The sequence below is a fragment of the Aquipseudomonas alcaligenes NBRC 14159 genome (assembly GCF_000467105.1).
Taxonomy (GTDB): domain Bacteria; phylum Pseudomonadota; class Gammaproteobacteria; order Pseudomonadales; family Pseudomonadaceae; genus Aquipseudomonas; species Aquipseudomonas alcaligenes.
This window is the reverse complement of sequence record NZ_BATI01000034.1, coordinates 13,636-37,207: the sequence shown is the minus strand read 5'-3', so window position 1 is coordinate 37,207 and position 23,572 is coordinate 13,636. Positions and strand designations below refer to the sequence as shown.

General features: G+C 65.3%; 25 protein-coding genes. 19 read left to right on the top strand and 6 right to left on the bottom strand.

What is annotated here, in order from left to right; translation table 11 throughout:
* From PA6_RS17460 to PA6_RS17445, 4 genes are all read left to right on the top strand, one after another.
* Positions 1–750, top strand: coding sequence for an ABC transporter ATP-binding protein (locus PA6_RS17460; RefSeq protein WP_021702280.1), 750 nt, complete (start codon positions 1–3; stop codon positions 748–750).
* The gene (locus tag PA6_RS17455; RefSeq protein WP_021702279.1) at positions 747–1,427 is read left to right on the top strand and encodes a hypothetical protein; all 681 of its coding nucleotides are present in this window, start codon (positions 747–749) and stop codon (positions 1,425–1,427) included. Before PA6_RS17460 ends, PA6_RS17455 begins: the two co-directional genes overlap by 4 nt.
* Positions 1,424–2,749: an ABC transporter permease gene (locus PA6_RS17450; RefSeq protein WP_021702278.1), complete on the top strand. Its 1,326-nt coding sequence runs from the start codon at positions 1,424–1,426 to the stop codon at positions 2,747–2,749. The genes PA6_RS17455 and PA6_RS17450 overlap by 4 nt, the downstream gene beginning before the upstream one ends.
* Before the next feature lie 171 nt (positions 2,750–2,920).
* Positions 2,921–3,682: an SDR family oxidoreductase gene (locus tag PA6_RS17445; RefSeq protein ID WP_021702277.1), complete on the top strand. Its 762-nt coding sequence runs from the start codon at positions 2,921–2,923 to the stop codon at positions 3,680–3,682.
* Between the two features lie 179 nt (positions 3,683–3,861).
* On the opposite strand, the gene fabB is transcribed toward PA6_RS17445, so the two are convergent.
* Together fabB and PA6_RS17435 are read right to left on the bottom strand one after the other, a co-directional pair.
* A complete protein-coding gene (fabB, locus tag PA6_RS17440) occupies positions 3,862–5,082 on the bottom strand; it encodes a beta-ketoacyl-ACP synthase I (protein ID WP_021702276.1) in 1,221 nt (406 codons plus the stop codon).
* Between the two features lie 309 nt (positions 5,083–5,391).
* Positions 5,392–6,555, bottom strand: a complete 1,164-nt coding sequence (locus tag PA6_RS17435) for a 1-acyl-sn-glycerol-3-phosphate acyltransferase (protein ID WP_021702275.1) — start codon at positions 6,553–6,555, stop codon at positions 5,392–5,394.
* 113 nt (positions 6,556–6,668) lie between these two features.
* Between PA6_RS17435 and PA6_RS17430 the strand changes: the two genes are divergently transcribed.
* The 3 genes from PA6_RS17430 to PA6_RS17420 are packed head-to-tail and all read left to right on the top strand — an operon-like array spanning position 6,669 to position 7,766.
* Complete coding sequence (locus PA6_RS17430) at positions 6,669–6,851, top strand: CPXCG motif-containing cysteine-rich protein (protein WP_021702274.1); 183 nt, start codon at positions 6,669–6,671, stop codon at positions 6,849–6,851.
* Positions 6,851–7,111, top strand: coding sequence for a putative signal transducing protein (locus tag PA6_RS17425; protein WP_021702273.1), 261 nt, complete (start codon positions 6,851–6,853; stop codon positions 7,109–7,111). The genes PA6_RS17430 and PA6_RS17425 overlap by 1 nt, the downstream gene beginning before the upstream one ends.
* A 37-nt stretch (positions 7,112–7,148) precedes the next feature.
* Positions 7,149–7,766, top strand: coding sequence for an SOS response-associated peptidase (locus PA6_RS17420; RefSeq protein ID WP_021702272.1), 618 nt, complete (start codon positions 7,149–7,151; stop codon positions 7,764–7,766).
* Here PA6_RS17420 and PA6_RS17415 read toward each other — a convergent pair.
* Positions 7,763–8,662, bottom strand: coding sequence for a LysR substrate-binding domain-containing protein (locus tag PA6_RS17415; RefSeq protein WP_021702271.1), 900 nt, complete (start codon positions 8,660–8,662; stop codon positions 7,763–7,765). The genes PA6_RS17420 and PA6_RS17415 overlap by 4 nt on opposite strands.
* Before the next feature lie 103 nt (positions 8,663–8,765).
* Between PA6_RS17415 and PA6_RS17410 the strand changes: the two genes are divergently transcribed.
* The 9 genes from PA6_RS17410 to rpoS all read left to right on the top strand — a co-directional run bounded on the left by PA6_RS17410 (position 8,766) and on the right by rpoS (position 16,583).
* Positions 8,766–9,878 (top strand): S-(hydroxymethyl)glutathione dehydrogenase/class III alcohol dehydrogenase, encoded by a 1,113-nt coding sequence (locus tag PA6_RS17410; RefSeq protein WP_021702270.1) that lies wholly within the window; start codon positions 8,766–8,768, stop codon positions 9,876–9,878.
* Positions 9,879–9,987: 109 nt separating this feature from the next.
* Positions 9,988–10,842 carry an S-formylglutathione hydrolase gene (fghA, locus tag PA6_RS17405; RefSeq protein ID WP_021702269.1) on the top strand — a complete coding sequence of 285 codons (855 nt, stop codon included), beginning with the start codon at positions 9,988–9,990 and terminating at the stop codon, positions 10,840–10,842.
* A gap of 64 nt (positions 10,843–10,906) precedes the next feature.
* Positions 10,907–11,374, top strand: a complete 468-nt coding sequence (locus PA6_RS17400) for a DUF3429 domain-containing protein (protein WP_021702268.1) — start codon at positions 10,907–10,909, stop codon at positions 11,372–11,374.
* An 88-nt stretch (positions 11,375–11,462) separates the two neighbouring features.
* The gene (ispF, locus tag PA6_RS17395) at positions 11,463–11,936 is read left to right on the top strand and encodes a 2-C-methyl-D-erythritol 2,4-cyclodiphosphate synthase (RefSeq protein WP_021702267.1); all 474 of its coding nucleotides are present in this window, start codon (positions 11,463–11,465) and stop codon (positions 11,934–11,936) included.
* Complete coding sequence (gene truD / locus PA6_RS17390; protein ID WP_021702266.1) at positions 11,933–12,991, top strand: tRNA pseudouridine(13) synthase TruD; 1,059 nt, start codon at positions 11,933–11,935, stop codon at positions 12,989–12,991. The genes ispF and truD overlap by 4 nt, the downstream gene beginning before the upstream one ends.
* The gene (surE, locus tag PA6_RS17385; protein WP_021702265.1) at positions 12,979–13,728 is read left to right on the top strand and encodes a 5'/3'-nucleotidase SurE; all 750 of its coding nucleotides are present in this window, start codon (positions 12,979–12,981) and stop codon (positions 13,726–13,728) included. The genes truD and surE overlap by 13 nt, the downstream gene beginning before the upstream one ends.
* The gene (locus PA6_RS17380) at positions 13,728–14,402 is read left to right on the top strand and encodes a protein-L-isoaspartate(D-aspartate) O-methyltransferase (protein WP_021702264.1); all 675 of its coding nucleotides are present in this window, start codon (positions 13,728–13,730) and stop codon (positions 14,400–14,402) included. The genes surE and PA6_RS17380 overlap by 1 nt, the downstream gene beginning before the upstream one ends.
* A gap of 98 nt (positions 14,403–14,500) precedes the next feature.
* On the top strand, positions 14,501–15,382 hold the full coding sequence (locus PA6_RS22905) for a peptidoglycan DD-metalloendopeptidase family protein (RefSeq protein ID WP_021702263.1): 882 nt from the start codon (positions 14,501–14,503) through the stop codon (positions 15,380–15,382).
* Between the two features lie 196 nt (positions 15,383–15,578).
* Entirely contained in the window at positions 15,579–16,583 is a 1,005-nt protein-coding gene (gene rpoS, locus PA6_RS17370) for an RNA polymerase sigma factor RpoS (protein ID WP_021702262.1), read from the top strand.
* Positions 16,584–17,022: 439 nt separating this feature from the next.
* On the opposite strand, the gene fdxA is transcribed toward rpoS, so the two are convergent.
* Positions 17,023–17,346 (bottom strand): ferredoxin FdxA, encoded by a 324-nt coding sequence (gene fdxA / locus PA6_RS17365; RefSeq protein ID WP_021702261.1) that lies wholly within the window; start codon positions 17,344–17,346, stop codon positions 17,023–17,025.
* Between the two features lie 137 nt (positions 17,347–17,483).
* On the bottom strand, positions 17,484–20,051 hold the full coding sequence (mutS, locus tag PA6_RS17360; protein ID WP_021702260.1) for a DNA mismatch repair protein MutS: 2,568 nt from the start codon (positions 20,049–20,051) through the stop codon (positions 17,484–17,486).
* 76 nt (positions 20,052–20,127) lie between these two features.
* On the opposite strand from mutS, the gene PA6_RS17355 reads away from it, so the two are divergent.
* The 3 genes from PA6_RS17355 (at position 20,128) to recX (ending at position 22,249) form a co-directional block, all read left to right on the top strand.
* On the top strand, positions 20,128–20,628 hold the full coding sequence (locus tag PA6_RS17355; RefSeq protein WP_021702259.1) for a CinA family protein: 501 nt from the start codon (positions 20,128–20,130) through the stop codon (positions 20,626–20,628).
* Between the two features lie 87 nt (positions 20,629–20,715).
* Positions 20,716–21,765 carry a recombinase RecA gene (recA, locus tag PA6_RS17350; protein WP_021702258.1) on the top strand — a complete coding sequence of 350 codons (1,050 nt, stop codon included), beginning with the start codon at positions 20,716–20,718 and terminating at the stop codon, positions 21,763–21,765.
* A gap of 19 nt (positions 21,766–21,784) precedes the next feature.
* Positions 21,785–22,249 (top strand): recombination regulator RecX, encoded by a 465-nt coding sequence (gene recX, locus PA6_RS17345; RefSeq protein WP_021702257.1) that lies wholly within the window; start codon positions 21,785–21,787, stop codon positions 22,247–22,249.
* A gap of 93 nt (positions 22,250–22,342) precedes the next feature.
* Here the strand turns inward: recX and PA6_RS17340 are convergent, their stop codons facing one another.
* Positions 22,343–23,422: an LOG family protein gene (locus PA6_RS17340; protein WP_021702256.1), complete on the bottom strand. Its 1,080-nt coding sequence runs from the start codon at positions 23,420–23,422 to the stop codon at positions 22,343–22,345.
* Positions 23,423–23,572 lie beyond the last annotated feature (150 nt).

Genomic DNA, 23,572 nt, shown 5'->3' with positions numbered 1-23,572 from the left:
ATGGACAAGGATGCCCAGCTGGCGCATACGCCGGCGCCCGGCGAGACCCGCCGGCTGCAGCTGGTCAAGGCGACCCAGTTGCCCATCGTGCGCCTGAGCGCGGTGGAGAAGTGCTACGGCAAGGGCGAGGGCCGCGTGCAGGCGCTGCGCCGCATCGACCTGCAGATCGAGCGTGGCGAGTTCGTCGCGCTGGTGGGCCAGTCGGGCAGCGGCAAGAGCACGCTGCTCAACCTGATCGGTGGGATCGACCGTCCCAGTGCCGGCGCCGTGCATTTCCTCGGCCAGGACCTGGCCGACCTCAACGACCGCGAGCTGGCCGCACTGCGTGCCCGCGAGATCGGCTTCATCTTCCAGTTCTTCAACCTGCTGCCGGTGCTCAGCGTGTTCGACAACGTCTACTACCCGCTGATGCTCAACGGCTACCGCAAGGAGCAGGCGCGCCACCTGGTGATGCAGGCGCTGGAACGGGTCGGCCTGCAGCAGCATGCGCTGCGCCGGCCGGTGGAGCTGTCCGGCGGCCAGCAGCAGCGGGTGGCCATCGCCCGTGCACTGGTGAAGAAGCCGGCGCTGGTGATCGCCGACGAACCCACCGGCAACCTGGATTCGGAAACCGGCCGCTCGGTGCTGGAGCTGATGCAGGAAATCAACCGCGAGAACGGCACCACCTTCATCATTTCCACCCATTCCGATGCCGTGCGCGATGTGGCCGGGCGGGTGGTGAGCATCGCCGACGGGAGGATCGCGCCATGAGCCGCTGGCTACTGCTGCTGAGCCTGCTGGTCGCGGGAGGCGCCCAGGCTTCCATCGACGCCGATCAGCTGCGTGAGCAGGGGCGCGCCGCCCTGGATGCACTGGTGTCGCGCCATGCCTCTGCGCCCGTGCGTGAGCAGGGCATCCTGGCCGTGGTGCGGGCGCCCAGCGAGGGCCTCGACGAGCGCACCCTGGAAGCGCTGGCGACCTGGCGCGAACAGCACCCCGACGACCTGCCGGCCAAGCTCTACGAGGGCTACGGCTGGCTGTTCATGGCCGGCGAGTACGTCAAGCGGCAGAACTACTTCCGCGCCGCCGAGCTGGCCAAGCGCGGCTTCTTCCTGATGGACGAGGCGGTCGACCAGAACCCCGAGGACTGGCGCCTGCGCCTGCTGCGCGCGCGCCTGGACTGTTACGTGCCGGCCGAGTTCGGCCGCCATGTGGTGGCGCTCAAGGATCTGCGTTACCTGCGCGAACACGCCGAGCAGGTGCCGGCCGAGCTGCTGCCGCTGGTGGACTTCCTGCAGGCGCGCGCCGAACGCGCGGCGGGCGATGAGGCTGCGGCCAACGCCCTGGTCTCGCCCTGGCGTGAATTGCTGCAGGCCGAGGACCGTCTGCCCATCACCCGCGCCGAGGTGGAGCGGGTCCTGACCACGATCGTGGAGGCGGCGCCATGAGCGAGCTGTTGTACTACCTGGCCAACGCCATCATCGTCTACGCCCTGCTGCTGGTGCTGTGGACCGCCCTGCGCCGGCCCACCTCGATCCGCTACGCCTTCGCCAACCTGTTCCGCCAGCGCCGCCGCTCGGGCATTACCCTGTTGGCGATCATCATGGGCGGGGTGGCGGTGTTCACCTTCGGTGGTTTCGTCCAGCACTCCTTCTCGGCCCTGCGCGAGCAGACCATTCGCACCAACCTCGGCCACCTGCAGCTGTACCGCGAGGGTTACCTCGCCAGCGGCGCCACCAACCCGCTGCGCCACGGCATCCCCGGCTACCAGGAGATCAAGCGCATCCTCGCCGCCGACCCCGAGCTGGGGCCGCTGCTGAAGACGGTGACCGGGCAGATCGAGTTCTCCGGCATCGCCTCGCACTACGAGTCGGAGACGTCCACCTTCATTTCCGGCGTCGGCATCGAGCCGGCCAGCTCGCTGACCCTGGGCGCGCTGGACCGCATCGTGCTGGGCAGCGACCTGTCGCGCATCGACGGCCTCGGCGTCACCATCGGCACCGGCGTGGCCAAGGGCCTGGGCGCCGGTTACGACAGCGAGCTGGACCTGCTGGTGGTCAATCCCAAGGGCGGTCAGAACGCCATGTCGGTGACGGTGCGCGGGGTCATGGAGTCGGGCATCAAGGAGTACGACGACCGCTCGCTGAAGATGCCGCTGGAAACCGCCCAGGCGCTGCTGGAAACCGACGAGGTCAGCCGCATCATCATCCTGCTCAACGATACCGCGCAGACCGACGCCGCGCTCAAGCGGGTGCAGGCGATCATCGCCGAGCATGGCCTGGCGCTGGAGGTGCGGCCCTGGTCCGAGCTGGCGGTGTACTACCACCAGGTGGTCAGCCTGTTCGACGGCATCTTCTTCTTCATCAAGTCGATCGTCAGCGTCATCGTGGTGTTCATGATCGGCAACACGCTGATGATGAACGTGGTTGAGCGCACCCGCGAGATCGCCACCCTGCGTGCCCTCGGCCTGACCCAGCGCGAGGTGGGGCGGCTGTTCATCCTCGAGGGCATCTTCATCGGCCTGCTCGGCGCCGCGCTCAGCGTGGCGGTAGGCATCGGCCTGGCCGAGCTGATCAACATCCACGGCCTGCCCATGCCGCCGTCACCGGGCTACACCAAGGGCTACCTGGCCTTCATCCTGTGGGACGAGGATGTCGACCTGTTCTGGTTCACCTGTGCGCTGGCCATCGTTACCGCCGTACTGGCCTCGATCATTCCGGCGAAGCGGGCTTCGAAGTTGCTGATCGCCGAGGCGTTCAGATTTACCTGAGCAATTGAAAAGTTGCCGGTCGGAGGGCTTTCAAGTTGTCCGGCTGGCAGTAATAAACGATGCACCTGAGTGCAGGAAAAGTTGCGCCTGTAAGTAGGCGTTTAATATTGCGCTGCTGTTATTGAAGTTGTTGTTGGCGAGCGCACTTCATATACAGAGTGAGAGAGAGTTATGACAACGGAACGGCAAGTCGTCCTCATTACCGGCGCCGCCCGCGGCATAGGCGCCGCCATCGCCGAGCGCTTCATCGATGACGGCTTCGATGTGGTGCTCAACTACCGGCGCAGCCAGGGCAAGGGCGCCGCCAACCTGGACAACCTGGTGGCCCGCGCCGAGGCGCGCGGCGTGCGTGCCTACAAGGCGCTGGCGGACATCTCCGAGAGCCGCGACGTGGAGCAGATGATCAAGAGCCTGCGCCTGGACGGCCTGGAGCGCATCGACCACCTGGTGCTCAACGCCGCCAGCTCGCCGTTCAAGCCGGTTCTCGAACTGACCAAGCACGACTGGAAGCAGCTGTTCGGCACCAGCCTGGTCGGCAACGTGGCAGTGATCAATGCTGTGGCGCCGCTGATGCCGGCCGGCGGCACCATCTGCGCCATCTCCGGGGTGGGCTCGCACCTGGTGTTGCCCAACTACCCGCTGGGCCTGATGAAGGCAGCCCTGGAGAACCTGGTGCGCTACCTGGAAGTGGAGCTGTATGACCGCGGCATCCGCGTCAACGGCGTGTGCGGCGGGCTGGTGCGCAGCGAGATGCTGCCGTACCTGTCGGAGATGTGGCCGCGCATGATCGCCAACATGGAATCCTGCGGCCGGCGCTGGGCGCTGGAACCCGAGGAAATCGCCAATGTGGTCGCCTTCCTCGCCTCGGAGCGCTCCAGTGCCATTCGCGGGCAGATCCTGGTCGCCACCGGCGGGGTAGGTCTGGCGGCCTGATCCTCCAGCGCTGCAACAAGCCGGCGCTAAGCCGGCTTTTTCATGCCTGCCAGTACGGTAGCCCGGATGCAATCCGGGGGACGGAGCTGCCTGCTTCCCGGATTACATCCGGGCTACGAGTGCTCCCCCCTCCCGCTGGCGGGAGAGGGGGCGGGCGGCCCGCGTAGGGAGAGGAGGCTTCAGCCTTCGCAGCGCTTCAGCACCAGGGTGGCGTTGGTGCCGCCGAAGCCGAAGCTGTTGCTCATCACCGTGTTCAGGTTTACCCCGCTGCGCGCCTCGCGCAGCACCGGCATGTCGGTCAGCTCGGGATCGAGGTTGTCGATGTTGGCCGAGCCGGCGATGAAGTTCTCGCGCATCATCAGCATGCAGTAGATCGCCTCGTGCACGCCGGCGGCGCCCAGGGCGTGGCCGGACAGGCTCTTGGTCGAGCTGATCGGCGGCATCTGGCGGCCAAACACCTTGCGGATCGCGCGCATCTCGGCCAGGTCGCCCACCGGGGTGGAGGTGCCGTGGGCATTGATGTAGTCGATCGGCTCCTCGACACTGGCCAGCGCCTGCTGCATGCAGCGCATGCCACCTTCGCCGCTGGGCGCGACCATGTCGTAGCCGTCGGAGGTGGCGCCATAGCCGATGATCTCGGCGTGGATGCGCGCGCCCCGCGCCAGCGCATGGTCCAGCGCCTCGACCACCACCATGCCGCCGCCGGCGGAGATGACGAAGCCGTCGCGGCGCGTGTCGTAGGGCCGCGAGGCCTTTTCCGGGTTGTCGTTGTGCTGGCTGGAGAGGGCGCCCATGGCGTCGAACAGGTAGCTCTGGCTCCAGTGCTCTTCTTCGCCGCCCCCGGCGAAGACGATGTCCTGGTTGCCCAGGCGGATCTGCTCCATGGCGTGGCCGATGCAGTGCGCGCTGCTGGCGCAGGCGGAGGCGATGGAATAGCTGAGGCCCTTGATGCGGAACGGTGTGGCCAGGCAGGCGGAAACCGTGTTGCTCATGGTGCGCGGCACGCGGAACGGGCCGACGCGGGCGATGCCCTTCTCGCGCAGGATGTCCATGGCCTCCATCTGGTTGAACGCAGAGGCGCCGCCGGAGCCGGCGATCAGGCCGGTGCGCGGGTGGGAAACCTGCGCGTTGTTCAGTCCGGCATCCTTGATCGCCTGCTGCATGGCCAGGTAAGCATAGGCCGCAGCGTCGCCCATGAAGCGCTTGACCTTGCGGTCGATGTTCAGCGCATCCATGTCCAGCGGCACCGCGCCGCATACCTGGCTGCGCATGCCGACTTCGGCGTAGGTAGGGTTGAAGCGGATGCCCGAACGACCCTCGCGCAGATGGCGGGTGACGCTCTCCAGGTCATTGCCGAGGCTGGAAACCAGCCCCATTCCGGTGATCACGACGCGGCGCATGTGCAAATTCCTTTTCAGACCGTGGGCCGGGCCGGTTCGAGCTGCGGAAGGCGGCGAAGAATGCACTCGGGCAGAAGTTTGCGCACACCGTCCGGTCAATAAAAGTTGCCGGTTTTCCCTGTGCGATAACTAACCAAAGTTCGTGGCTGATTGCCAGCGTTAGTTGCTGAATATGTGGGCTTTGGCGAGAAAAAACAGCAGCGTGTTAAGCAACTTGAAGCGCGGGCGGATATATATCGAAATAACGCCGAAAGTTTGGCCGGATGATCAGATTAAAAGGCCCGCCGCATGGCTCGGCGGGCCTTGCACTTACAGCGGCAGGCCGGCCTTGATGCGGTACTGGTTGCGTACCGGCGTGGCATACTGGCGAATCAGCCAGGGATGCTGCTCGGCGGGGCAGGCCGCGAGGCGGCGTTGCCACTCGCTGCGGGCAGTGGCTACCTCAGCTGCGGGGAACAGCTGCTCGACCGATGGCACGGCGAGGGCACTATCGCGCTCCTCCCACTCGGCATAGGCCAGCAGGTGCACCGGGAACAGCCGGTAGCCACTGAGGATGTGCTGGTCCATCAGCGTGGCCAGCTGCTTGGCATCCTCGAAGCCTTCGCGCACCGGCGCGCCGAAATGCACGTGGACGCGGCCCTTGTAGCCGGTGATGCCCAGGGCGATGCTGGCGTCGTCCTCGCCCGGCGCCTTCTCGTAACCGCCGGTGCTGGCGCGAATCTTTAGTTCGCGGGCCTTGGCCTGGTCGCAGGGGTCGTACTCGTAGCTGATCGACACCGGCACCAGGTTCAGCGCCGCCAGCGCCTCGGCGAACGGCTCGTCCTTGCGGCTCATGTGGAACATCTTGAGGATCGCCGAATCGGTACGGTCGTCGCCGTCCTTGGCCCGGCCTTCGGCCTGGGCGATCCAGATCGACTGGCCTTCCTCGCGGATCGAGTGGTTGATATAGGCCGACAGCAACTGGAATGCCGCCAGCTTCTCGCGCCGCCCGGTAATGCTGCGGTGCACGATGAAGCTCTTGTTCAGGCGCATCAGGTCGCTGACGAATGGGCGCTGCAGCAGGTTGTCGCCGATGGCGATGCGCGGGGTCGGCAGCCCGGCGTGGAACACCGCGTAGTTGACGAAGGCCGGGTCCATCACGATGTCGCGGTGGTTGGCGAGGAACAAGTAGGGCGTGCCCGCCTTCAGGTGCTCGATGCCGGAGAAGCTGATGCCGTTGGTGGCGCGCTCCACTGTGCGGTCGATATAGGGCTCGATGCGCGCCTGCAGGGCATCCACCGAGGCGATATCGGCCGTCTCGCGGCGCAGCAGATGGGCTATAAGAGGTTTGAGCAACCAGCCGAATGGCCCGGCCAGGCGCGGGAAACGGAAGCGAGTCAGGGTGCCGAGGAAGGTGTCGTCGCTCAACAGGCGCGCCAGTACGGCGGGGACTTCGTGGTCGGCGTAAGGTCGGATGGAATCGAATTCGCCCATCATGTTCTCGTTGTTCGGCTACTCGGATTGCCCCACCGGGGCCACGTGCTCCGCAGGTGCGCGGGGTCAGCAATAGACCGGCGATTATAACGGCAAGTCACACGGAGGCCGCGATGCTGGAATCACAGATGTACCAGTGCCCCTATTGCTGGGAAGAGGTCGAGGCGCTGCTCGATCTGTCTGCCGGTGATCAGGAGTATGTCGAGGACTGTCCGGTGTGCTGTCGGCCGATCATTTTTTCCCTGCAGACCGATGGCGAAAACTGGTCGCTGGATGTGCGCGGGGAGAATGATTGATGCAACGCATCTACGAGCCGCAGGACCTGCTGGAGGCTGAGCTGTTGCTGGGCATGCTGGCCAGCGAGGGGGTGGAGGCGCATCTGGCCGGGCGCCACCTGCTCGGGGCGGTGGGCGAGTTGCCGGCGCTGGGCCTGCTCGGCCTGCTGGTGGAGGATGAGGAGGCCGAGCGGGCGCGGCGGCTGATCGCCGCGTACAATGCCGCCGCGCCGCTGCCGGGCGAGGAGCCAGACGGGCTCCCCGGTGTGTTGCTGTGTTGAGTTCTTTTGCCTCCTTCTGCTGGAAACCCCGCCGCCCATGAGTGGACGCTACGCCCTGTTCCGTTGGCCCCAGGCCCTGTCGAGCCTGCCGGGTTTTCCCGAAGGATTTCCGCAGCGCTGGAACCTTTCGCCCGGCGCCCAGGTGCTGTTCATCCACCAGCCCGAGGGCGAGCTGCAGGCCGCTGCCGGCCGTTGGGGGCTGACGCCGGCCTGGCTGGAGGACCTCTCCAGGGCGCCGGCCCATGCCCGGGCCGAGACGCTGGCCGAGCAACCGATGTTTCGCGAGGCCTTCCGCCTGCGCCGCTGTCTGCTGCCGGCCAACGGCTTCTATGAGTGGCGCGGCCAGGCCAACCGCAAGCGCCCATACTGGATGAGCAGCGAGGGGCTGCTGTACCTGGCCGGGATCTGGGAGGCCTACCCGACCGCCGGGCAGACCTACCTGAGTGTGGCGATGATCACCGCGCCGGCCAGTTACCTGCGCCGGCCGATCGTTCTCGATCAGGCGGCGACCCGCGCCTGGCTCGACCCGCAGACCCCGGTCGAAGCGCTGCAGGCCCTGCTGGAGGCGCCGCAACCGGCGCTGCGCGAGCGGGCCTTGAGCACGCTGATCAACGACCCCGCCTTCGAGGGGCCGGATTGCCTCACGCCGGCCTAGGCCGGAACCTCCTGGTACTCCGGACGCCGCGCCAGTTCTTCCTTCAATAGCGCCACCAGCAGACGCACCTTGGGCGACAGGTGCCGCTGTTGCGGATATAGCGCCCACACGGCAGTGTGTGGCGGGCGCTGTTGCGGCAGCAGGTCGACCAGCGCGCCGCTGCGTAGGTGCGGCTGCACGTAGTAGTCCGGCAACTGGCACAGGCCGAAGCCACGCAGGGCGGCGTCGAGTACTGCCTCGCCGCTGTTGCAGCGCCAGTTGCCCTGCACCCGTTGGCTCAGCTCGCGACCGTCCTGCTGGAAACTCCACTGGTCGCTGCTGCCGACCAGGCAGTTGTGCCGGCCCAGCTCGGACAGCGAATGAGGTCGGCCGTAGCGCTCCAGGTAGGCCGGCGCCGCGCACAGGTGCATGACTCGTGGCGCCAGGCGGGTGGCGACCAGTCGCGAGTCATGCAGGCGGCCGAGGCGGATGGCCAGGTCGAAGCCACCCTGCAACAGGTCGAGAGACTGGTTGTTCAGCTCGATCTCCACCCGCAGCTGCGGGTGACGCTCCATGAAGCTGTTCACCAGCGGCACCACGAAGCGCTCGCCGTAGGCCACGGCACAGGTCATGCGCAGCAGGCCCTTGGGCTCCCCGGCCAGGTCGCCGATGGCGCGCAGGGCTTCGTCGCGGGCGTCCTGCAGGCGCTGGCAGTGCTGCAGGAAGGTCTGCCCTGCCTCGGTCAGCGTCACCTTGCGTGTGCTGCGGTAGAACAGGCGCGTTTGCAGGCGTTCCTCGAGGCGCGCCACCTGGCGGCTGACCTGCGAGGTAGAAAGCCCCAGGCGCTGCGCAGCAGCGGCGAAGCGGCCGCATTCGGCGACCGCGACGAACTCGTCCAAGCCTTCCCAGTTGCTCATCGATTATCCCTGGTTGGCAATAATGTTTTGCTGACTGCCTGGATTATCCAGAAAAACGCCGAGGTCTACACTCTCGGCACTTTTCATCCACTGGAGAACGTCCATGATCAAGTCCCGTGCTGCCGTCGCCTTTGCGCCCAATGAGCCGCTGAAGATCGTCGAGATCGATGTCGAGCCGCCGAAGGCCGGTGAGGTGCTGGTGCGCATCGTCGCCACCGGTGTTTGCCATACTGACGCCTACACCCTGTCCGGTCAGGATTCAGAGGGCGTGTTTCCCTGTGTACTGGGTCACGAGGGCGGTGGCATCGTCGAAGCAGTGGGCGAGGGCGTGACCTCGGTGAAGGTCGGCGATCATGTGATCCCGCTGTACACCGCTGAATGCCGTGAGTGCAAATTCTGCAAATCCGGCAAGACCAACCTGTGCAGCTCGGTACGTGCCACCCAGGGCAAGGGCCTGATGCCGGACGGCACCACGCGTTTCAGCTACAACGGTGAGCCGGTCTATCACTACATGGGCTGCTCGACCTTCTCCGAATACACCGTGTTGCCGGAAGTCTCGGTAGCGGTGATCCCCAAGGAAGCGCCGCTGGACAAGGTGTGCCTGCTCGGGTGTGGTGTGACCACTGGTATCGGTGCCGTGCTCAATACCGCCAAGGTGGAAGAGGGCGCCACGGTGGCGATCTTCGGCCTGGGTGGCATCGGCCTGGCAGCGATCATTGGCGCCAAGATGGCCAAGGCCTCGCGCATCATCGCCATCGACATCAACCCGGCCAAGTTCGACGTGGCCCGCGAGCTGGGTGCCACCGACTTCGTCAATCCGAAGGACCACGCCAAGCCGATCCAGGACGTCATCGTCGAAATGACCGATGGTGGCGTCGACTACAGCTTCGAGTGCATCGGCAACGTGCAACTGATGCGCGCTGCGCTGGAGTGCTGCCACAAGGGCTGGGGCGAGTCGACCATCATCGGCGTGGCGCCGGCTGGTGCCGAGATCAGCACCCGTCCGTTCCAGCTGGTGACCGGGCGCGTCTGGCGTGGTTCGGCCTTCGGCGGCGTCAAGGGCCGCACCGAGCTGCCGAGCTATGTCGAGAAGTCGCAGAAGGGCGAGATTCCGCTGGACACCTTCATCACCCACACCATGGGCCTGGAGCAGATCAACGAGGCTTTTGACCTGATGCACGAAGGCAAGAGTATTCGTACCGTTATCCATTATTGATCCGTAGGGTGGATAACGCCGCCGCAAGGCGGCTTATCCACCTTCAGTGGTGGAAACGCTATGCGGCTTCCACGGGGCGGCCTCCCGCACCACGAGAGAGGAGTTTCACGTGACTCTGGACATCGTCTCCAGCAATAAGAGTTTCGGCGGCTGGCACAAGCGCTACCGGCACCGCTCGACGGTGCTCAACTGCGACATGGTGTTCGCCGTATACCTGCCGCCGCAGGTGGAGCAGGGCGCCAGGCTGCCGGTGCTGTACTGGCTGAGCGGCCTGACCTGCACCGACGAGAACTTCATGCAGAAGGCGGGAGCGCAGCGTATGGCTGCCGAGCTCGGCCTGATCATCGTCGCGTCCGACACCAGCCCGCGTGGCGAGGGCGTGCCGGATGACCCGGACAAGGCCTGGGACTTCGGCCTGGGTGCCGGTTTCTACCTCAACGCCACCCAGGAGCCCTGGGCACGCCACTACCGCATGTATGACTACGTGGTGCAGGAGCTGCCGGCGCTGATCGAGGCCAACTTCCCGGTCAGCGACCAACGCGGCATCGCCGGCCACTCCATGGGCGGTCACGGTGCGCTGATCTGTGCGCTGAAGAACCCTGGTCGCTACCAGTCGGTCTCGGCGCTCGCGCCGATCAGCAATCCGCTGCAGTGCCCCTGGGGCGAGAAGGCTTTCTCCCGATACCTGGGTGAGGACCGTTCGCGCTGGCGCGAGTGGGATGCCTGCGCGCTGCTGGCCGAGGCAACGGAGCGGCTGCCGATTCTGGTCGACCAGGGCGACCGCGACGACTTCCTTGAGGTCCAGCTCAGGCCGCAGGCCCTGCAGGCGGCGGCCAGCGCCGTGGGCCATCCGTTGACCCTGCGCCTGCAGCCGGGTTACGACCACAGCTACTACTTCATTGCCAGCTTTATCGACGACCACCTGCGCCATCATGCGGCGGCGCTGCTCGCCAGCGGCGGGTAGTCGGCATTTGCGGTCGGGGCACCGGTCTGACTAACCTGAGTGCCCTCAGCCAGAGGAGCCTGTGATGCATCCCTTTGAAGCCAAGCAGCCTGAGCGGTTGGCCATGTACCTGGGCTATGCCGGCCTGATTCCTTTCGTCAGCGGCGCGCTGGGCGTCTGGGTCGCGCCGAGCAGCTGGCGGCCTTTCGTGATGACCGCGCTGCTGGATTATGCGGCCGTGATCCTGGCCTTCATGGGCGCCATCCACTGGGGCCTGGCGATGCGTGCCCAGGCCAATGACGAACGTGCCAGGCTGCAACTGGGGCTGTCGGTAATCCCGCCGTTGCTGGGCTGGGTTGCCATCGCCAGCGGTAAGCCCTTCGGACTGGTTCTACCGATCCTCCTTTTCGCCTTCGTGATGCTCTACTTCGCCGACCTGCGTGCGACCGCGCTGGGCCTGGCGCCGCAATGGTATCCGGCGCTGCGCCGGCCCCTGACCCTGGTCGTCAGCATCAGCCTGCTGCTGGCCTGGGCCAGCCTGCTGCGTGCATGACTGTTGTCGTCTTGGGTGATCGATTGCGCGAGCCCATCGCCCGCCTGGGGTAGAATCGTCGCCTGATTTTCTTCGGGGCGTTTCTCTTATGCGTATCGGTCATGGCTACGACGTTCATCGCTTCGGCGAGGGCGATTTCATCACTCTCGGCGGCGTGCGCATTCCCCACAAGTTCGGCCTGGTGGCCCACTCCGATGGCGACGTGCTGCTGCATGCGCTCAGTGACGCCCTGCTCGGCGCCTGTGCCCTAGGCGACATCGGCAAGCACTTCCCCGACACCGACCCGACCTTCAAGGGAGCCGACAGCCGCGCGCTGCTGCGCCATGTGGTCGGGCTGGTGCAGGCCAAGGGCTATGTGGTCGGCAATGTCGACGCCACCATCGTCGCCCAGGTGCCGAAGATGGCGCCGCATATCGAGACCATGCGTGCACGCATCGCCGAGGACCTGCAGGTGGAGCTGGACGCCGTCAACGTCAAGGCCACCACCACCGAGAAACTGGGTTTCACCGGGCGCGAGGAAGGCATCGCGGTGCACGCCGTGGCGTTGCTGGTGAAGGCATGAACGAGCTTGAGCTGCTCGGCCCGCGCGCCCATGGCGAGGCCTGCGGGCAGGCCGTACTCAAGGCCACCGCCGGGGATTTCCAGGTCGACGAAGTGCTCGACATTCCGCTGTCCGGCACGGGTGAGCACCTGTGGTTGTGGGTGGAGAAGCGCGGTCTCAACACCGAGGAAGCGGCGCGCCGCCTGGCCCGTGCGGCCGGGGTGTCGCAGCGCAACATCAGCTATGCCGGGCTGAAGGATCGCCAGGCGCTGACCCGCCAGTGGTTCAGCCTGCACCTGCCAGGCAAAGCCGATCCGGACCTGTCCGCCGCCGAGGGCGAGACCCTGGCCATCCTCAAGGCCGTGCGCCACTCACGCAAACTGCAGCGTGGCGCCCATTCGGCCAATGGCTTCACCCTGCGCCTGACCGGCCTCAAGGCCGACCGCGCGGCGCTGGAGCTGCGCCTGCAGCACCTCCGTGAACAGGGGGTGCCCAACTACTATGGCCTGCAGCGTTTCGGTTGGCAGGGCGGCAACGTGGCCGATGCCCGCGCCTTTGCCGAGCGCGGCGAGCTGCCGGAGCAGCGCAACACCCGCTCGCGTCTGCTCTCGGCGGCGCGCAGCTATCTGTTCAACCGTGCCCTGGCGGCGCGCGTGGCTGAGGGTAGCTGGAACCGCGCGCAGCTCGGCGACCTGCTGGCGTTCACCGACAGCCGCAGTTTCTTCATGGCCGGCGAAAGCGAGTGCAGCGATCCGCGCCTGGCCATTCTCGACCTGCATCCGACCGGGCCGCTGTGGGGCGAGGGGGCTTCGCCTGCGGCGGGTGCGGCTCATGCCCAGGAGCAGGGCATCGCAGAGGCGGAGCCGGCGCTGGCGGCCTGGCTGGCGAAGGCGGGCATGGCACACGAACGGCGTATCCTGCGCCTCCCCATCGCCGGTCTGACGTGGCATTATCCCGAGCCTGAGATAGTGCAACTGCAATTCGTCCTGCCGGCCGGATGCTTCGCCACCGCCGTGGTGCGCGAATTGGTCGATCTGCTGCCGGCAGGGCAGACGGACTCTCCATGCGAATTCTGATCTCCAACGACGACGGGGTAATGGCGCCCGGTATCGCCGCGCTGCACGACGCACTGGCCGACTACGCCGAGTGCCTGGTCATCGCGCCGAGCGAAGACAAGAGCGGTGCCAGCAGCTCGCTGACCCTGGACCGGCCGCTGCATCCGGCGACCCTGCCCAACGGTTTCGTCGCGCTCAACGGGACGCCGACCGACTGTGTGCACCTGGGCCTCAATGCGCTGCTCGATCCGCTGCCGGACATGGTGGTGTCGGGCATCAACCTGGGCGCCAACCTGGGTGACGACGTGCTGTATTCCGGCACCGTGGCCGCCGCCCTCGAAGGGCGCTTCCTGAGCAAGCCGGCGTTCGCCTTCTCGCTGGTATCGCGGCAGACGACCAACCTGCCGACGGCGGCCTACTTCGCCCGCAAGCTGGTCGAGGCGCACGACAAGCTCGACCTGCCGCCGCGCACCGTGCTCAACGTCAACGTGCCCAACCTGCCGCTGGAACACATCCGCGGCGTGCAGCTGACCCGCCTGGGGCATCGCGCGCGCGCTGCCGCACCGGTCAAGCAGGTCAACCCGCGCGGCAAGGAGGGCTACTGGATCTCCGTTTCCGGCGATGCCGAGGACGGCGGCCCGGGTACCGATTTCCACGCGGTGATGCAGGGCTATGTCTCCATTACCCCGTTGCAGCTGGACCGTACCTTCCACGAGGCCTTCGCCGGGCTGGACGGCTGGCTGGAGGGCCTGCTGTGATGCGCGGTCAGGATCATCTGCAGCGCCAGGGGGTCGGCATGACCTCGCAACGCACCCGCGAGCGCCTGATCGAGCGGCTGTACGAGGAAGGGCTGTCCAATGCCCGCGTGCTGGAGGTGATCCGCCGCACGCCGCGCCACCTGTTCGTCGACGAAGCGCTGGCCCACCGTGCCTACGAAGATACGGCGCTGCCGATCGGCCATAACCAGACGATTTCGCAGCCTTACATCGTCGGTCGCATGACCGAACTGCTGTTGGCCGGCGGCCCGCTGGACAAGGTACTGGAGATCGGTACCGGTTCCGGCTACCAGACCGCCGTGCTGGCGCAGCTGGTGGAGCGGGTGTTCTCGGTGGAGCGCATCCAGTCGCTGCAGGACCGCGCCAAGGAACGCCTGGCCGAGCTCAAGCTGCGTAACGTGGTGTTCCGCTGGGGCGATGGCTGGGAAGGCTGGAATGCGTTGGGGCCCTACAACGGCATCATCGTGACCGCGGCGGCCAGCGAGGTGCCGCAGGCGTTGCTGGACCAGCTGGCCATCGGCGGGCGTCTGGTGATCCCGGTGGGTGCCGGCGAAACCCAGGAGCTGCTGCTGATCGTTCGCGAAGAAGACGGCTACTCCCGTCATGTGCTCGATCTGGTGCGCTTCGTGCCTCTGCTCAATGGGCCGCTGGCCTGAGCATCGCTATCGATCCGCGGGCGAACACTGGCGATGCCGGATATTTCCGGCACAATGCAGACACTTATCTACAAGAAACACCGGCAGGGGAGCACGGGGTGAGTCTCAAGAGCAGACAGCAGCGAAAGCACCTGAAGGGCCTCGGCCTGGGGGCGGCGGTTTTCGCGGCAATACTGTCGGGCTGCAGCAGCTCGCCTTCCACGCCACCCCAGGTGGTGGATCGTACTCATGGCGGCGGCACGGCGGCGCCTGTCCGTCCGCAGGCCACGGCCGGTGCCTACAGGGTGCAGCGTGGCGATACCCTGTATTCGATTGCCTTCCGCTTCGGCTGGGACTGGAAGGCCCTGGCGGCACGCAACAGTATTCCCGCGCCCTACACCATCCGCCCGGGGCAGCTGATCCGCTTCGATGTGCCGTCAGCGGGCGGTGCTCCGGTGGTGGTGCAGCAGAGCAAGCCGCCGGCCACCAAACCGCCGACCTCTCGGCCGCCGGTGCAAAGCCAGCCACCGGCCAAAACGCCGACGCCGCCGACCGCACAGCCTCAGCCGCCCGTGGTGGCTGCTGGTGGCAGCGCAACCGCCGGCAAGGTGCAGCCGGTACAGCGTTCGGCACAGGGCTGGGCCTGGCCTGCCAATGGCATGCTGATCGGCAAATTCTCGTCAAACGGGAGTTTGAATAAAGGAATTGATATCGCCGGAGAATTGGGCCAGCCTGTTTTGGCTGCGGCTGATGGTGCCGTCGTGTACGCCGGAAGTGGTTTAAGGGGCTACGGCGAATTGGTAATCATCAAACACAGCGATGCCTACGTAAGCGCCTACGGACATAACCGCAGGCTGCTGGTGCGGGAGGGACAGCAGGTCAAAGTCGGACAGCATATCGCCGAAATGGGATCCACGGGTGCCGATCGGGTGAAGCTCCATTTTGAGATTCGCCGCCAAGGTAAACCGGTAGACCCCCTGCAATATCTGCCTCGCCGCTGACTCTGCCGCCAACCTGTTCCATGCGTGGGAGGAGCGGGCTTTGGTGTGGCCAGGGAGTCATCCAGCGATTCATCAGGTGCGCAATGATCGGCGGCAGGCCAGGATCCAACTGGCTTGGGGGGCCGGTTCTCCCTGATGCAAAACTGGATTGGGTGCCGCCAAGGCTTGTTGTCGAACTCAGCACAGGACAACAACAATGGCACTCAGCAAAGAAGCGCCGGAGTTTGACGTAGACGATGAGGTTCTCCTGATGGAGCCCGGCATCGTCCTGGAGGAACTGACAGAGGAAGCCGAGCTGTCCCTCTCCAGCGCCAAATCCAAGAACTCGACCACTACTCTCAAACAGCACAAGTACATCGACTACACCCGGGCGCTCGATGCGACCCAGCTGTATCTCAACGAGATCGGTTTTTCCCCGCTGCTCACCCCACAGGAAGAAGTCCACTTCGCACGTCTGGCGCAGAAAGGCGACCCTGCCGGGCGCAAGCGCATGATCGAAAGCAACCTGCGCCTGGTGGTGAAGATCGCCCGCCGCTACGTCAATCGCGGCCTGTCCCTGCTGGACCTGATCGAGGAGGGCAACCTCGGGCTGATTCGCGCCGTGGAGAAGTTCGACCCGGAGCGCGGCTTCCGCTTCTCCACCTATGCGACCTGGTGGATTCGTCAGACCATCGAACGGGCGATCATGAATCAGACCCGTACGATCCGCCTGCCGATCCATGTCGTGAAGGAGCTGAATGTCTACCTGCGAGCGGCCCGCGAGCTGACCCAGAAGCTGGACCACGAGCCCTCGGCCGAGGAGATCGCCAACCTGCTGGAGAAGCCGGTCGACGAGGTCAAGCGCATGCTCGGCCTCAACGAGCGGGTCACTTCGGTTGATGTGTCACTCGGTCCGGACTCGGACAAGACCCTACTCGATACCCTGACCGACGACCGTCCGAGCGACCCTTGCGACCTGTTGCAGGACGATGATCTGTCGCAGAGCATCGACCAGTGGCTGTCCGAGCTGACCGACAAGCAGCGCGAAGTGGTGGTGCGGCGTTTCGGTCTGCGCGGTCACGAGAGCTGCACCCTGGAAGAAGTTGGCCAGGAAATCGGCCTGACCCGCGAGCGGGTGCGGCAGATCCAGGTCGAGGCGCTCAAACGGCTGCGCGAAATTCTGGAGAAGAATGGTCTGTCCAGCGACGCCCTGTTCCAGTAACAGGTACGGCAGACACAGAGCCCGGCACTAGCCGGGCTTTTTATTGGTAGTTCGTGTAAGTCATGGCTTACATGGGCGTAGGAGATTTCACGAGAATGGCATCGGTTGCGAACTGTCATTCTGTGTCGATGCTTTTTAAGCATTTGACTAATAAGGATATTATTTTATTTGATGGCGGCCTTGAGTAAGGCTTTTCGGCGTAGGGCGGCCTTGCTCGGCGGCGCTGAAACGCTAATATGAAGCCGTGCCTAGGGAGAAGGCACGGTCGCCAGGATGGTGGCCAGGGAACCACTGCAGGATGCAGTTCATCAGGAAGATGAAAGGATTCTCAGGGAGTAGGGAAGAAAGAGCGGGCGGTTAATCACCGCCCCTTTTTTTGCCCGCAGGAAAGCCAGAAACGAAAAGGCCCGCAGATGCGGGCCTTTTGCGTTGCGGGCGCTTAGCGCTCCAGGTGCTGCAGCTTGTCCTTCACGCCATCCCATTCCTCGGCGTCCGCCAGGGCATCCTTGCGCTCGGTGATGTTCGGCCAGACTTCCGCCAGCTCGGCGTTCAGCTCGATGAACTCCTGCATGTTCTCCGGCACTTCGTCCTCGGAGAAGATCGCCTGTGCCGGGCATTCCGGCTCGCACAGGGCGCAGTCGATGCACTCGTCCGGGTGGATCACCAGGAAGTTCGGGCCTTCGTAGAAGCAGTCCACCGGGCAGACTTCCACGCAGTCGGTGTATTTGCACTTGATGCAGTTGTCGGTGACGACGAAGGTCATGCTGATTGTCTCCTCGGGCGGCGGCCTGCTTCCCGTCTGTGCGGGACTTGCAGGCGCTCAATAATGGCCGCGGCTCAGGCTGTAAACCGGGCAGTCGTAAAAATGCGCGCGATTCTATCAGCTTGAGCGCGTCGGCGTTAGATGCGCGTCTTCCATGTATATAACAGTTCCAGGGCGCGGCGCGGGGTCAGATCATCGGGATTGATCTTGCCCAATTCTTCCAGTACTGGGTGTGGCAGGGCGGCGAACATATCGCTCTGCAGGGGCGCGGCAACTTGTCCTGGCTCGCCGCGGGGTACGTCGTGCGGCAGGCTGGTGGTCTCCAGGCGGGCCAGATGTTCGCGGGCACGCTGGATCACCGGACCGGGCACGCCGGCCAGCTGCGCCACCGCCAGGCCATAGCTTTGGCTGGCCGGGCCGGGCAGCACATGGTGGAGGAAGACGATACGCTCGTTGTGCTCGGTGGCATTGAGATGCACGTTGGCCACCACCGGCTCGCTTTCGGGCAGCACGGTCAGCTCGAAATAATGGGTGGCGAACAGAGTCCAGGCACGCAGCTTGGCCAGATGTTCGGCAGCCGACCAGGCCAGCGACAGGCCGTCGAAGGTGCTGGTGCCACGACCCACCTCGTCCATCAGTACCAGGCTGCGGTCGGTGGCGTTGTGCAGGATATTGGCGGTCTCGCTCATCTCCACCATGAAGGTCGAGCGGCCGCCGGCGAGGTCGTCGGAAGAGCCGATACGGGTGAAGATGCGGTCCACCAGCGACAGTTCGCAGGCGGCTGCCGGTACGAAGCTGCCGATATGTGCGAGCAGCACGATCAGCGCGGTCTGGCGCATGTAGGTGGATTTACCGCCCATGTTCGGGCCGGTGATGATCAGCATGCGGGTGCTGTCATCCAGGCCCAGGTCGTTGGCCACGAAGGGCGTTTCCAGTACCTGCTCGACCACCGGGTGGCGGCCCTGGTCGATGCGCAGGCAGGGCTCTTCGACAAAGCGTGGGCGGTTGAGGTCGAGGTTCAGCGCACGCTCGGCCAGGTTGGCCAGCACGTCCAGCTCGGCCAGGGCGCTGGCGGTGTCCTGCAGCGGGGCCAGCTGGGCGATGAGCAGCTCCAGCAGTTCCTCGTACAGCTGTTTTTCGCGGGCCAGGGCGCGGCTCTTGGCCGACAGCGCCTTGTCCTCGAAGGTCTTCAGCTCCGGCGTGATGAAGCGCTCGGCGCCTTTCAGAGTTTGCCGGCGAATGTAGTCGGCCGGGGCCGACTCGGCCTGCTTGCTCGGCAGTTCGATGAAGTAGCCGTGCACGCGGTTGTAGCCGACCTTGAGGTTGGCCAAGCCGGTGCGCTCCTTCTCGCGCGCCTCCAGGTCCATCAGGTACTGACCAGCGTTCTCGCTGATCGATTGCAGCTCGTCCAGCTCGGCGTCGTAGCCGGTCTTGAGTACGCCGCCGTCGCGGATCACCGCTGGAGGGTTGTCGATGATGGCGCGGGCCAGCAGATCGGCCAGTTCCGGATAGGTACGGATGTTCACCGCCAGCTCGGCCAGGTGCGGGGTATCCAGCTGGGCCATGGCGCTCTGCAGCTGCGGCAGCGCGGCGAGGGCATCGCGCAGGCGCGCCAGGTCGCGCGGGCGGGCGTTGCGCAGGCCGATACGGGCGAGGATGCGCTCAACGTCGCCGATGTCCTTGAGCTGTGGCTGCAGCAGCTCGAAGCGGTAGCGGTCGAGCAGACAGGCGATGGCCTCCTGGCGTGCTTCCAATACATTGCGGTCGCGCAGCGGGCGGTTCAGCCAGCGGGTCAGCAGGCGTGAGCCCATGGCGGTCTGGCAGCGGTCGACCACCGACTGCAGGGTGTTGTCGCGGCCGCCGGCGAGGTTGGTGTCCAGCTCCAGGTTGCGGCGGCTGGCGCCGTCGAGGATGACGGTGTCGTCCAGGCGCTCATGGCGCAGGTTGCGCAGGTGCGGCAAGGCGGTGCGCTGGGTCTCCTTGGCGTACACCAGCAGACAGCCGGCAGCACCGATGGCCAGGGTCAGGCCCTCGCAGCCGAAGCCCTTGAGATCCTGCACGCCGAATTGCTGGCACAGGCTCTTGCGCGCGCTGTCGCGCTCAAAGTCCCAGGGCGCGCGGCGCCGCACGCCACGACGCTTCTCGATCGGCAGGCCCTGCGGCCAGTCATCGGGGATCAGCAGTTCGGCGGGGCTGAGGCGCTCCAGCTCGGCCAGCAGGTTTTCCCAGCCTTTCAGTTCCTGCACGCTGAAGCGGCCGCTGGTGATGTCCAGCACGGCCAGGCCGAACAGCTTCTCGTCACCGAGGATGGCACCGACCAGGTTGTCGCGGCGCTCGTCGAGGAAGGCCTCGTCGCTGATGGTGCCGGGGGTGATGATGCGCACAACCTGGCGTTCCACCGGCCCCTTGCTGGTGGCCGGATCGCCAATCTGCTCGCAGATCGCCACCGCCTCGCCGAACTTCACCAGACGCGCCAGATAGCCCTCGGCCGAGTGGAACGGAATGCCGGCCATGGGAATCGCCTGGCCGGCCGACTGGCCACGGGCGGTGAGGGTGATGTCGAGCAGGGCTGCGGCTTTTTTGGCGTCCTCGTAGAACAGCTCGTAGAAGTCGCCCATGCGGTAGAACATCAGCATGTCCGGATGCTGGTTCTTCAGCTTCCAGTACTGCTGCATCATAGGTGTGTGGGCTGACAAATCGCTCATGCTGTTCGGTCCGGCTGAAATCGCAAAAGCGCCTAGTGTAGGGTATCCCTCCTTCTCGTTTCACCCCGGAGCGCACATGGATTCCATCACGCAGCTGGCTGAACAACTGGGCGCGCAGCTCAAGGCGCTTGGCGCCCAGGTCTGCACCGCCGAGTCCTGTACCGGCGGAGGCATTGCCGAGGCGATTACCCGTATCGCCGGCAGTTCGGCCTGGTTCGAGGCCGGCTATGTCACCTATTCCAATGCCCAGAAGACGGCCCAGCTCGGCGTGCCGGCGGAATTGTTCCCGCGCGTTGGCGCGGTCAGTCGCGAAGTGGTGGAGGCCATGGTCGGCGGCGCCAGTCGCCACAGTGGGGCTCGTTTTGCCGTGGCGGTCAGTGGCATCGCCGGGCCCGATGGGGGGTCGCCGGACAAACCGGTCGGCACTGTCTGGCTGGCCTGGGCCGATGGTGCGCGCTGTTTCGCCGAGCGCTGCCTGTTTGCCGGTGATCGTGAGGCGGTGCGGCGGCAGACGGTCGAGCGGGCGCTGGCAGGATTGCTCCGACTGACGGCGGGAGAAAATCCGTCGCGGGGGTAGGCGAGCGATTTGCCTTATGGAATACTACTGTCTACTTATACAGTTGTTGGTGAGCGAACGGCTCCCTTTGATCACGTGAGGATGGAAATGGACGAGAACAAGAAGCGCGCGTTGGCGGCAGCCCTGGGTCAGATCGAGAAGCAGTTCGGCAAGGGTGCCGTGATGCGCATGGGCGACCACGACCGCCAGGCCATTCCGGCCATTTCCACCGGCTCCCTCGGCCTCGATATCGCACTCGGCATCGGCGGCCTGCCGAAGGGCCGTATCGTCGAGATCTACGGGCCGGAATCCTCGGGTAAGACCACCCTGACCCTGTCGGTCATCGCCGAGGCCCAGAAGGCCGGCGCCACCTGTGCCTTCGTCGATGCCGAGCACGCGCTGGACCCCGACTACGCCGGCAAGCTGGGCGTCAATGTCGACGACCTGCTGGTCTCCCAGCCGGACACCGGCGAGCAGGCCCTGGAAATCACCGACATGCTGGTGCGCTCCAATGCGGTTGACGTGATCATCGTCGACTCCGTGGCCGCGCTGGTGCCCAAGGCCGAGATCGAAGGCGAGATGGGCGATGCCCACGTCGGCCTGCAGGCCCGCCTGATGAGCCAGGCGCTGCGCAAGATCACCGGCAACATCAAGAACGCCAACTGCCTGGTCATCTTCATCAACCAGATCCGTATGAAGATCGGCGTGATGTTCGGCAACCCGGAAACCACCACCGGCGGTAACGCCCTGAAGTTCTACGCCTCCGTGCGCCTGGATATCCGCCGCACCGGCGCGGTGAAGGAAGGCGACGAGGTGGTCGGTAGCGAAACCCGCGTCAAGGTGGTGAAGAACAAGGTGGCTCCGCCGTTCCGTCAGGCCGAGTTCCAGATCATGTATGGCAAGGGCATTTACCGCACCGGTGAGATCATCGACCTGGGCGTGCAGCTCGGCCTGGTGGAGAAATCCGGCGCCTGGTACAGCTACCAGGGCAACAAGATCGGCCAGGGCAAGGCCAACGCCGCCAAGTACCTGGAAGACAATCCGGAAACCGGCAGCGCCATCGAGAAGATCATCCGCGACAAGCTGCTGGTGGCCGGTGCCGCCGCTCGCGGTGCCGCCGAAGCGGAGGCGGACGATCTGGCCGATCTCGACGCCTGATTCCCGAGGCTGAGTGGCCATGACCGCCATGCTCGATACTGCCGTTGCCGTGCGCCGCGCGGCGATGGACCTGCTGGCCCGGCGCGAGCATGGCCGTGTCGAGCTGACGCGCAAGCTGCGCCAGCGTGGGGCGCCACAGGAGTTGATCGACGGCGCCCTCGACCGCCTGGCGGAAGAAGGGCTGTTGTCGGAGAGTCGTTACCTGGAGACCTTCGTCGCCAGTCGTGCGCGATCCGGCTACGGGCCGATGCGTATTCGCGAGGAGCTGGCTCAGCGCGGCTTGTCACGCCCGGCTATCGAGCAAGCCCTGAGCGAGGCGGAGGTGGACTGGGGGGAGCAGCTGCGCGAGTTGTGGCAACGCAAGTTCGCCGGTCAGATCCCCGAGGACATGCGCGAAAAGGCCAAGCAGGCGCGCTTTCTGGCTTACCACGGCTTTTCCCAGGAGCAGATAGGGCGCCTGCTGCGCGGTGTCAGTCTGGACTGATTTCCCCTTGAGCCCGGAGCTTGTCCCCTCTCCGGGCTCTGTTTTTTCTGTGCTGCCAGGTGCGCCATTCCTCTCATGCGCCTGGCGCCTTTCTCAGTCGTTCTGTGCCCAGTTCTGTGGCAGATTGATGAAGTCCACCAGCTGACGCAGGCGTCCGTGGTCGCGGGCGTTGAAGCGGAACGCCAGGCGGGTCAGCTCGCACAGCTCGGGCTCGTCGGTTTCGGTTTCGCAGTAGGGTTGCTGCAGAAAGCCCTCGCCGCGACAGAGATCGGCGAACTCCTTGTCCAGCGTGTGCATGGCCTCTGCGCTGAGCGGATGCGTCATGCGAATCACGAACTGCTCCTTGAGCCAGCGCGAGGAGTGGAAGTTGCGGTAGAAACGGGCAATTTCCTGGCCGGCCTCCTCGGCACTGTGAACCAGATGCAGCAGGTGCATGTCGCTGGGCAGGATGTACTGGCGCTCTTTCAGTTGCTGGCGCAGGAAGTCCTGAAAGTGCTCCCAGTAGTTGCTGTTCGGTTCATCGAGCAGGACGATGGGAACCAGCGGGCTCTTGCCCGTCTGCACCAGGGTCATCACCTCCAGTGCCTCGTCCAGGGTGCCGAAGCCGCCCGGGCAGAGCACCAGGGCATCGGCTTCCTTGACAAAGAACAGCTTGCGCAGGAAGAAGAAATGGAACGACAGCAGGTTGCTGGTGCCTCGCACCGTGGCATTGGCGCTCTGCTCGAAGGGTAGGGTGATGTTGAACCCCAAACTGTTCTGCAGCCCCGCACCCTCGTGGGCGGCGGCCATGACGCCGCCACCGGCCCCGGTGATCACCATCAGGTCGAGGCGTGAGAGGGTCTGGCCGAGCTCCCGGGCCAACTGGTAGACGGGATGGTCGGTCGGCGTGCGCGCGGAGCCGAAAACCGTGACCTTGCGCCGGCGCTTGAACTGCTCAAGGGTGCTGAAGGCCTGTTCCATCTCGCGCAGGGTCTGCAGCATGATCTTGGCGTCCCAGCGGTTGCGGTCGGCCTGGGCCATGCGGATCACGGTGGTGATCATTTCCTGGTAAAGCGGCAGGTTGGGGCTGTTGGCGGGGACCACCAGCGCGGCCAGTTCCTCCACCTTGCTGGTCAGATCGATGCCGCTGGTCTGGAAGTGTCGGGACAGATAGTCATCCGGTTCGTAAGGCATGGACATCTCCTTCTACTGATGTGGGCTTCGGTCCATGGCCTGCGGCCGCTGCCCATAGCGAAATTATGGCTTGCCGGCGCCATGCCGTTCGTCCGTCATGCGCGAAGGTCCGCGGCGCTCTGGTTTACTTGCAGTGTCGACCACTCGGTC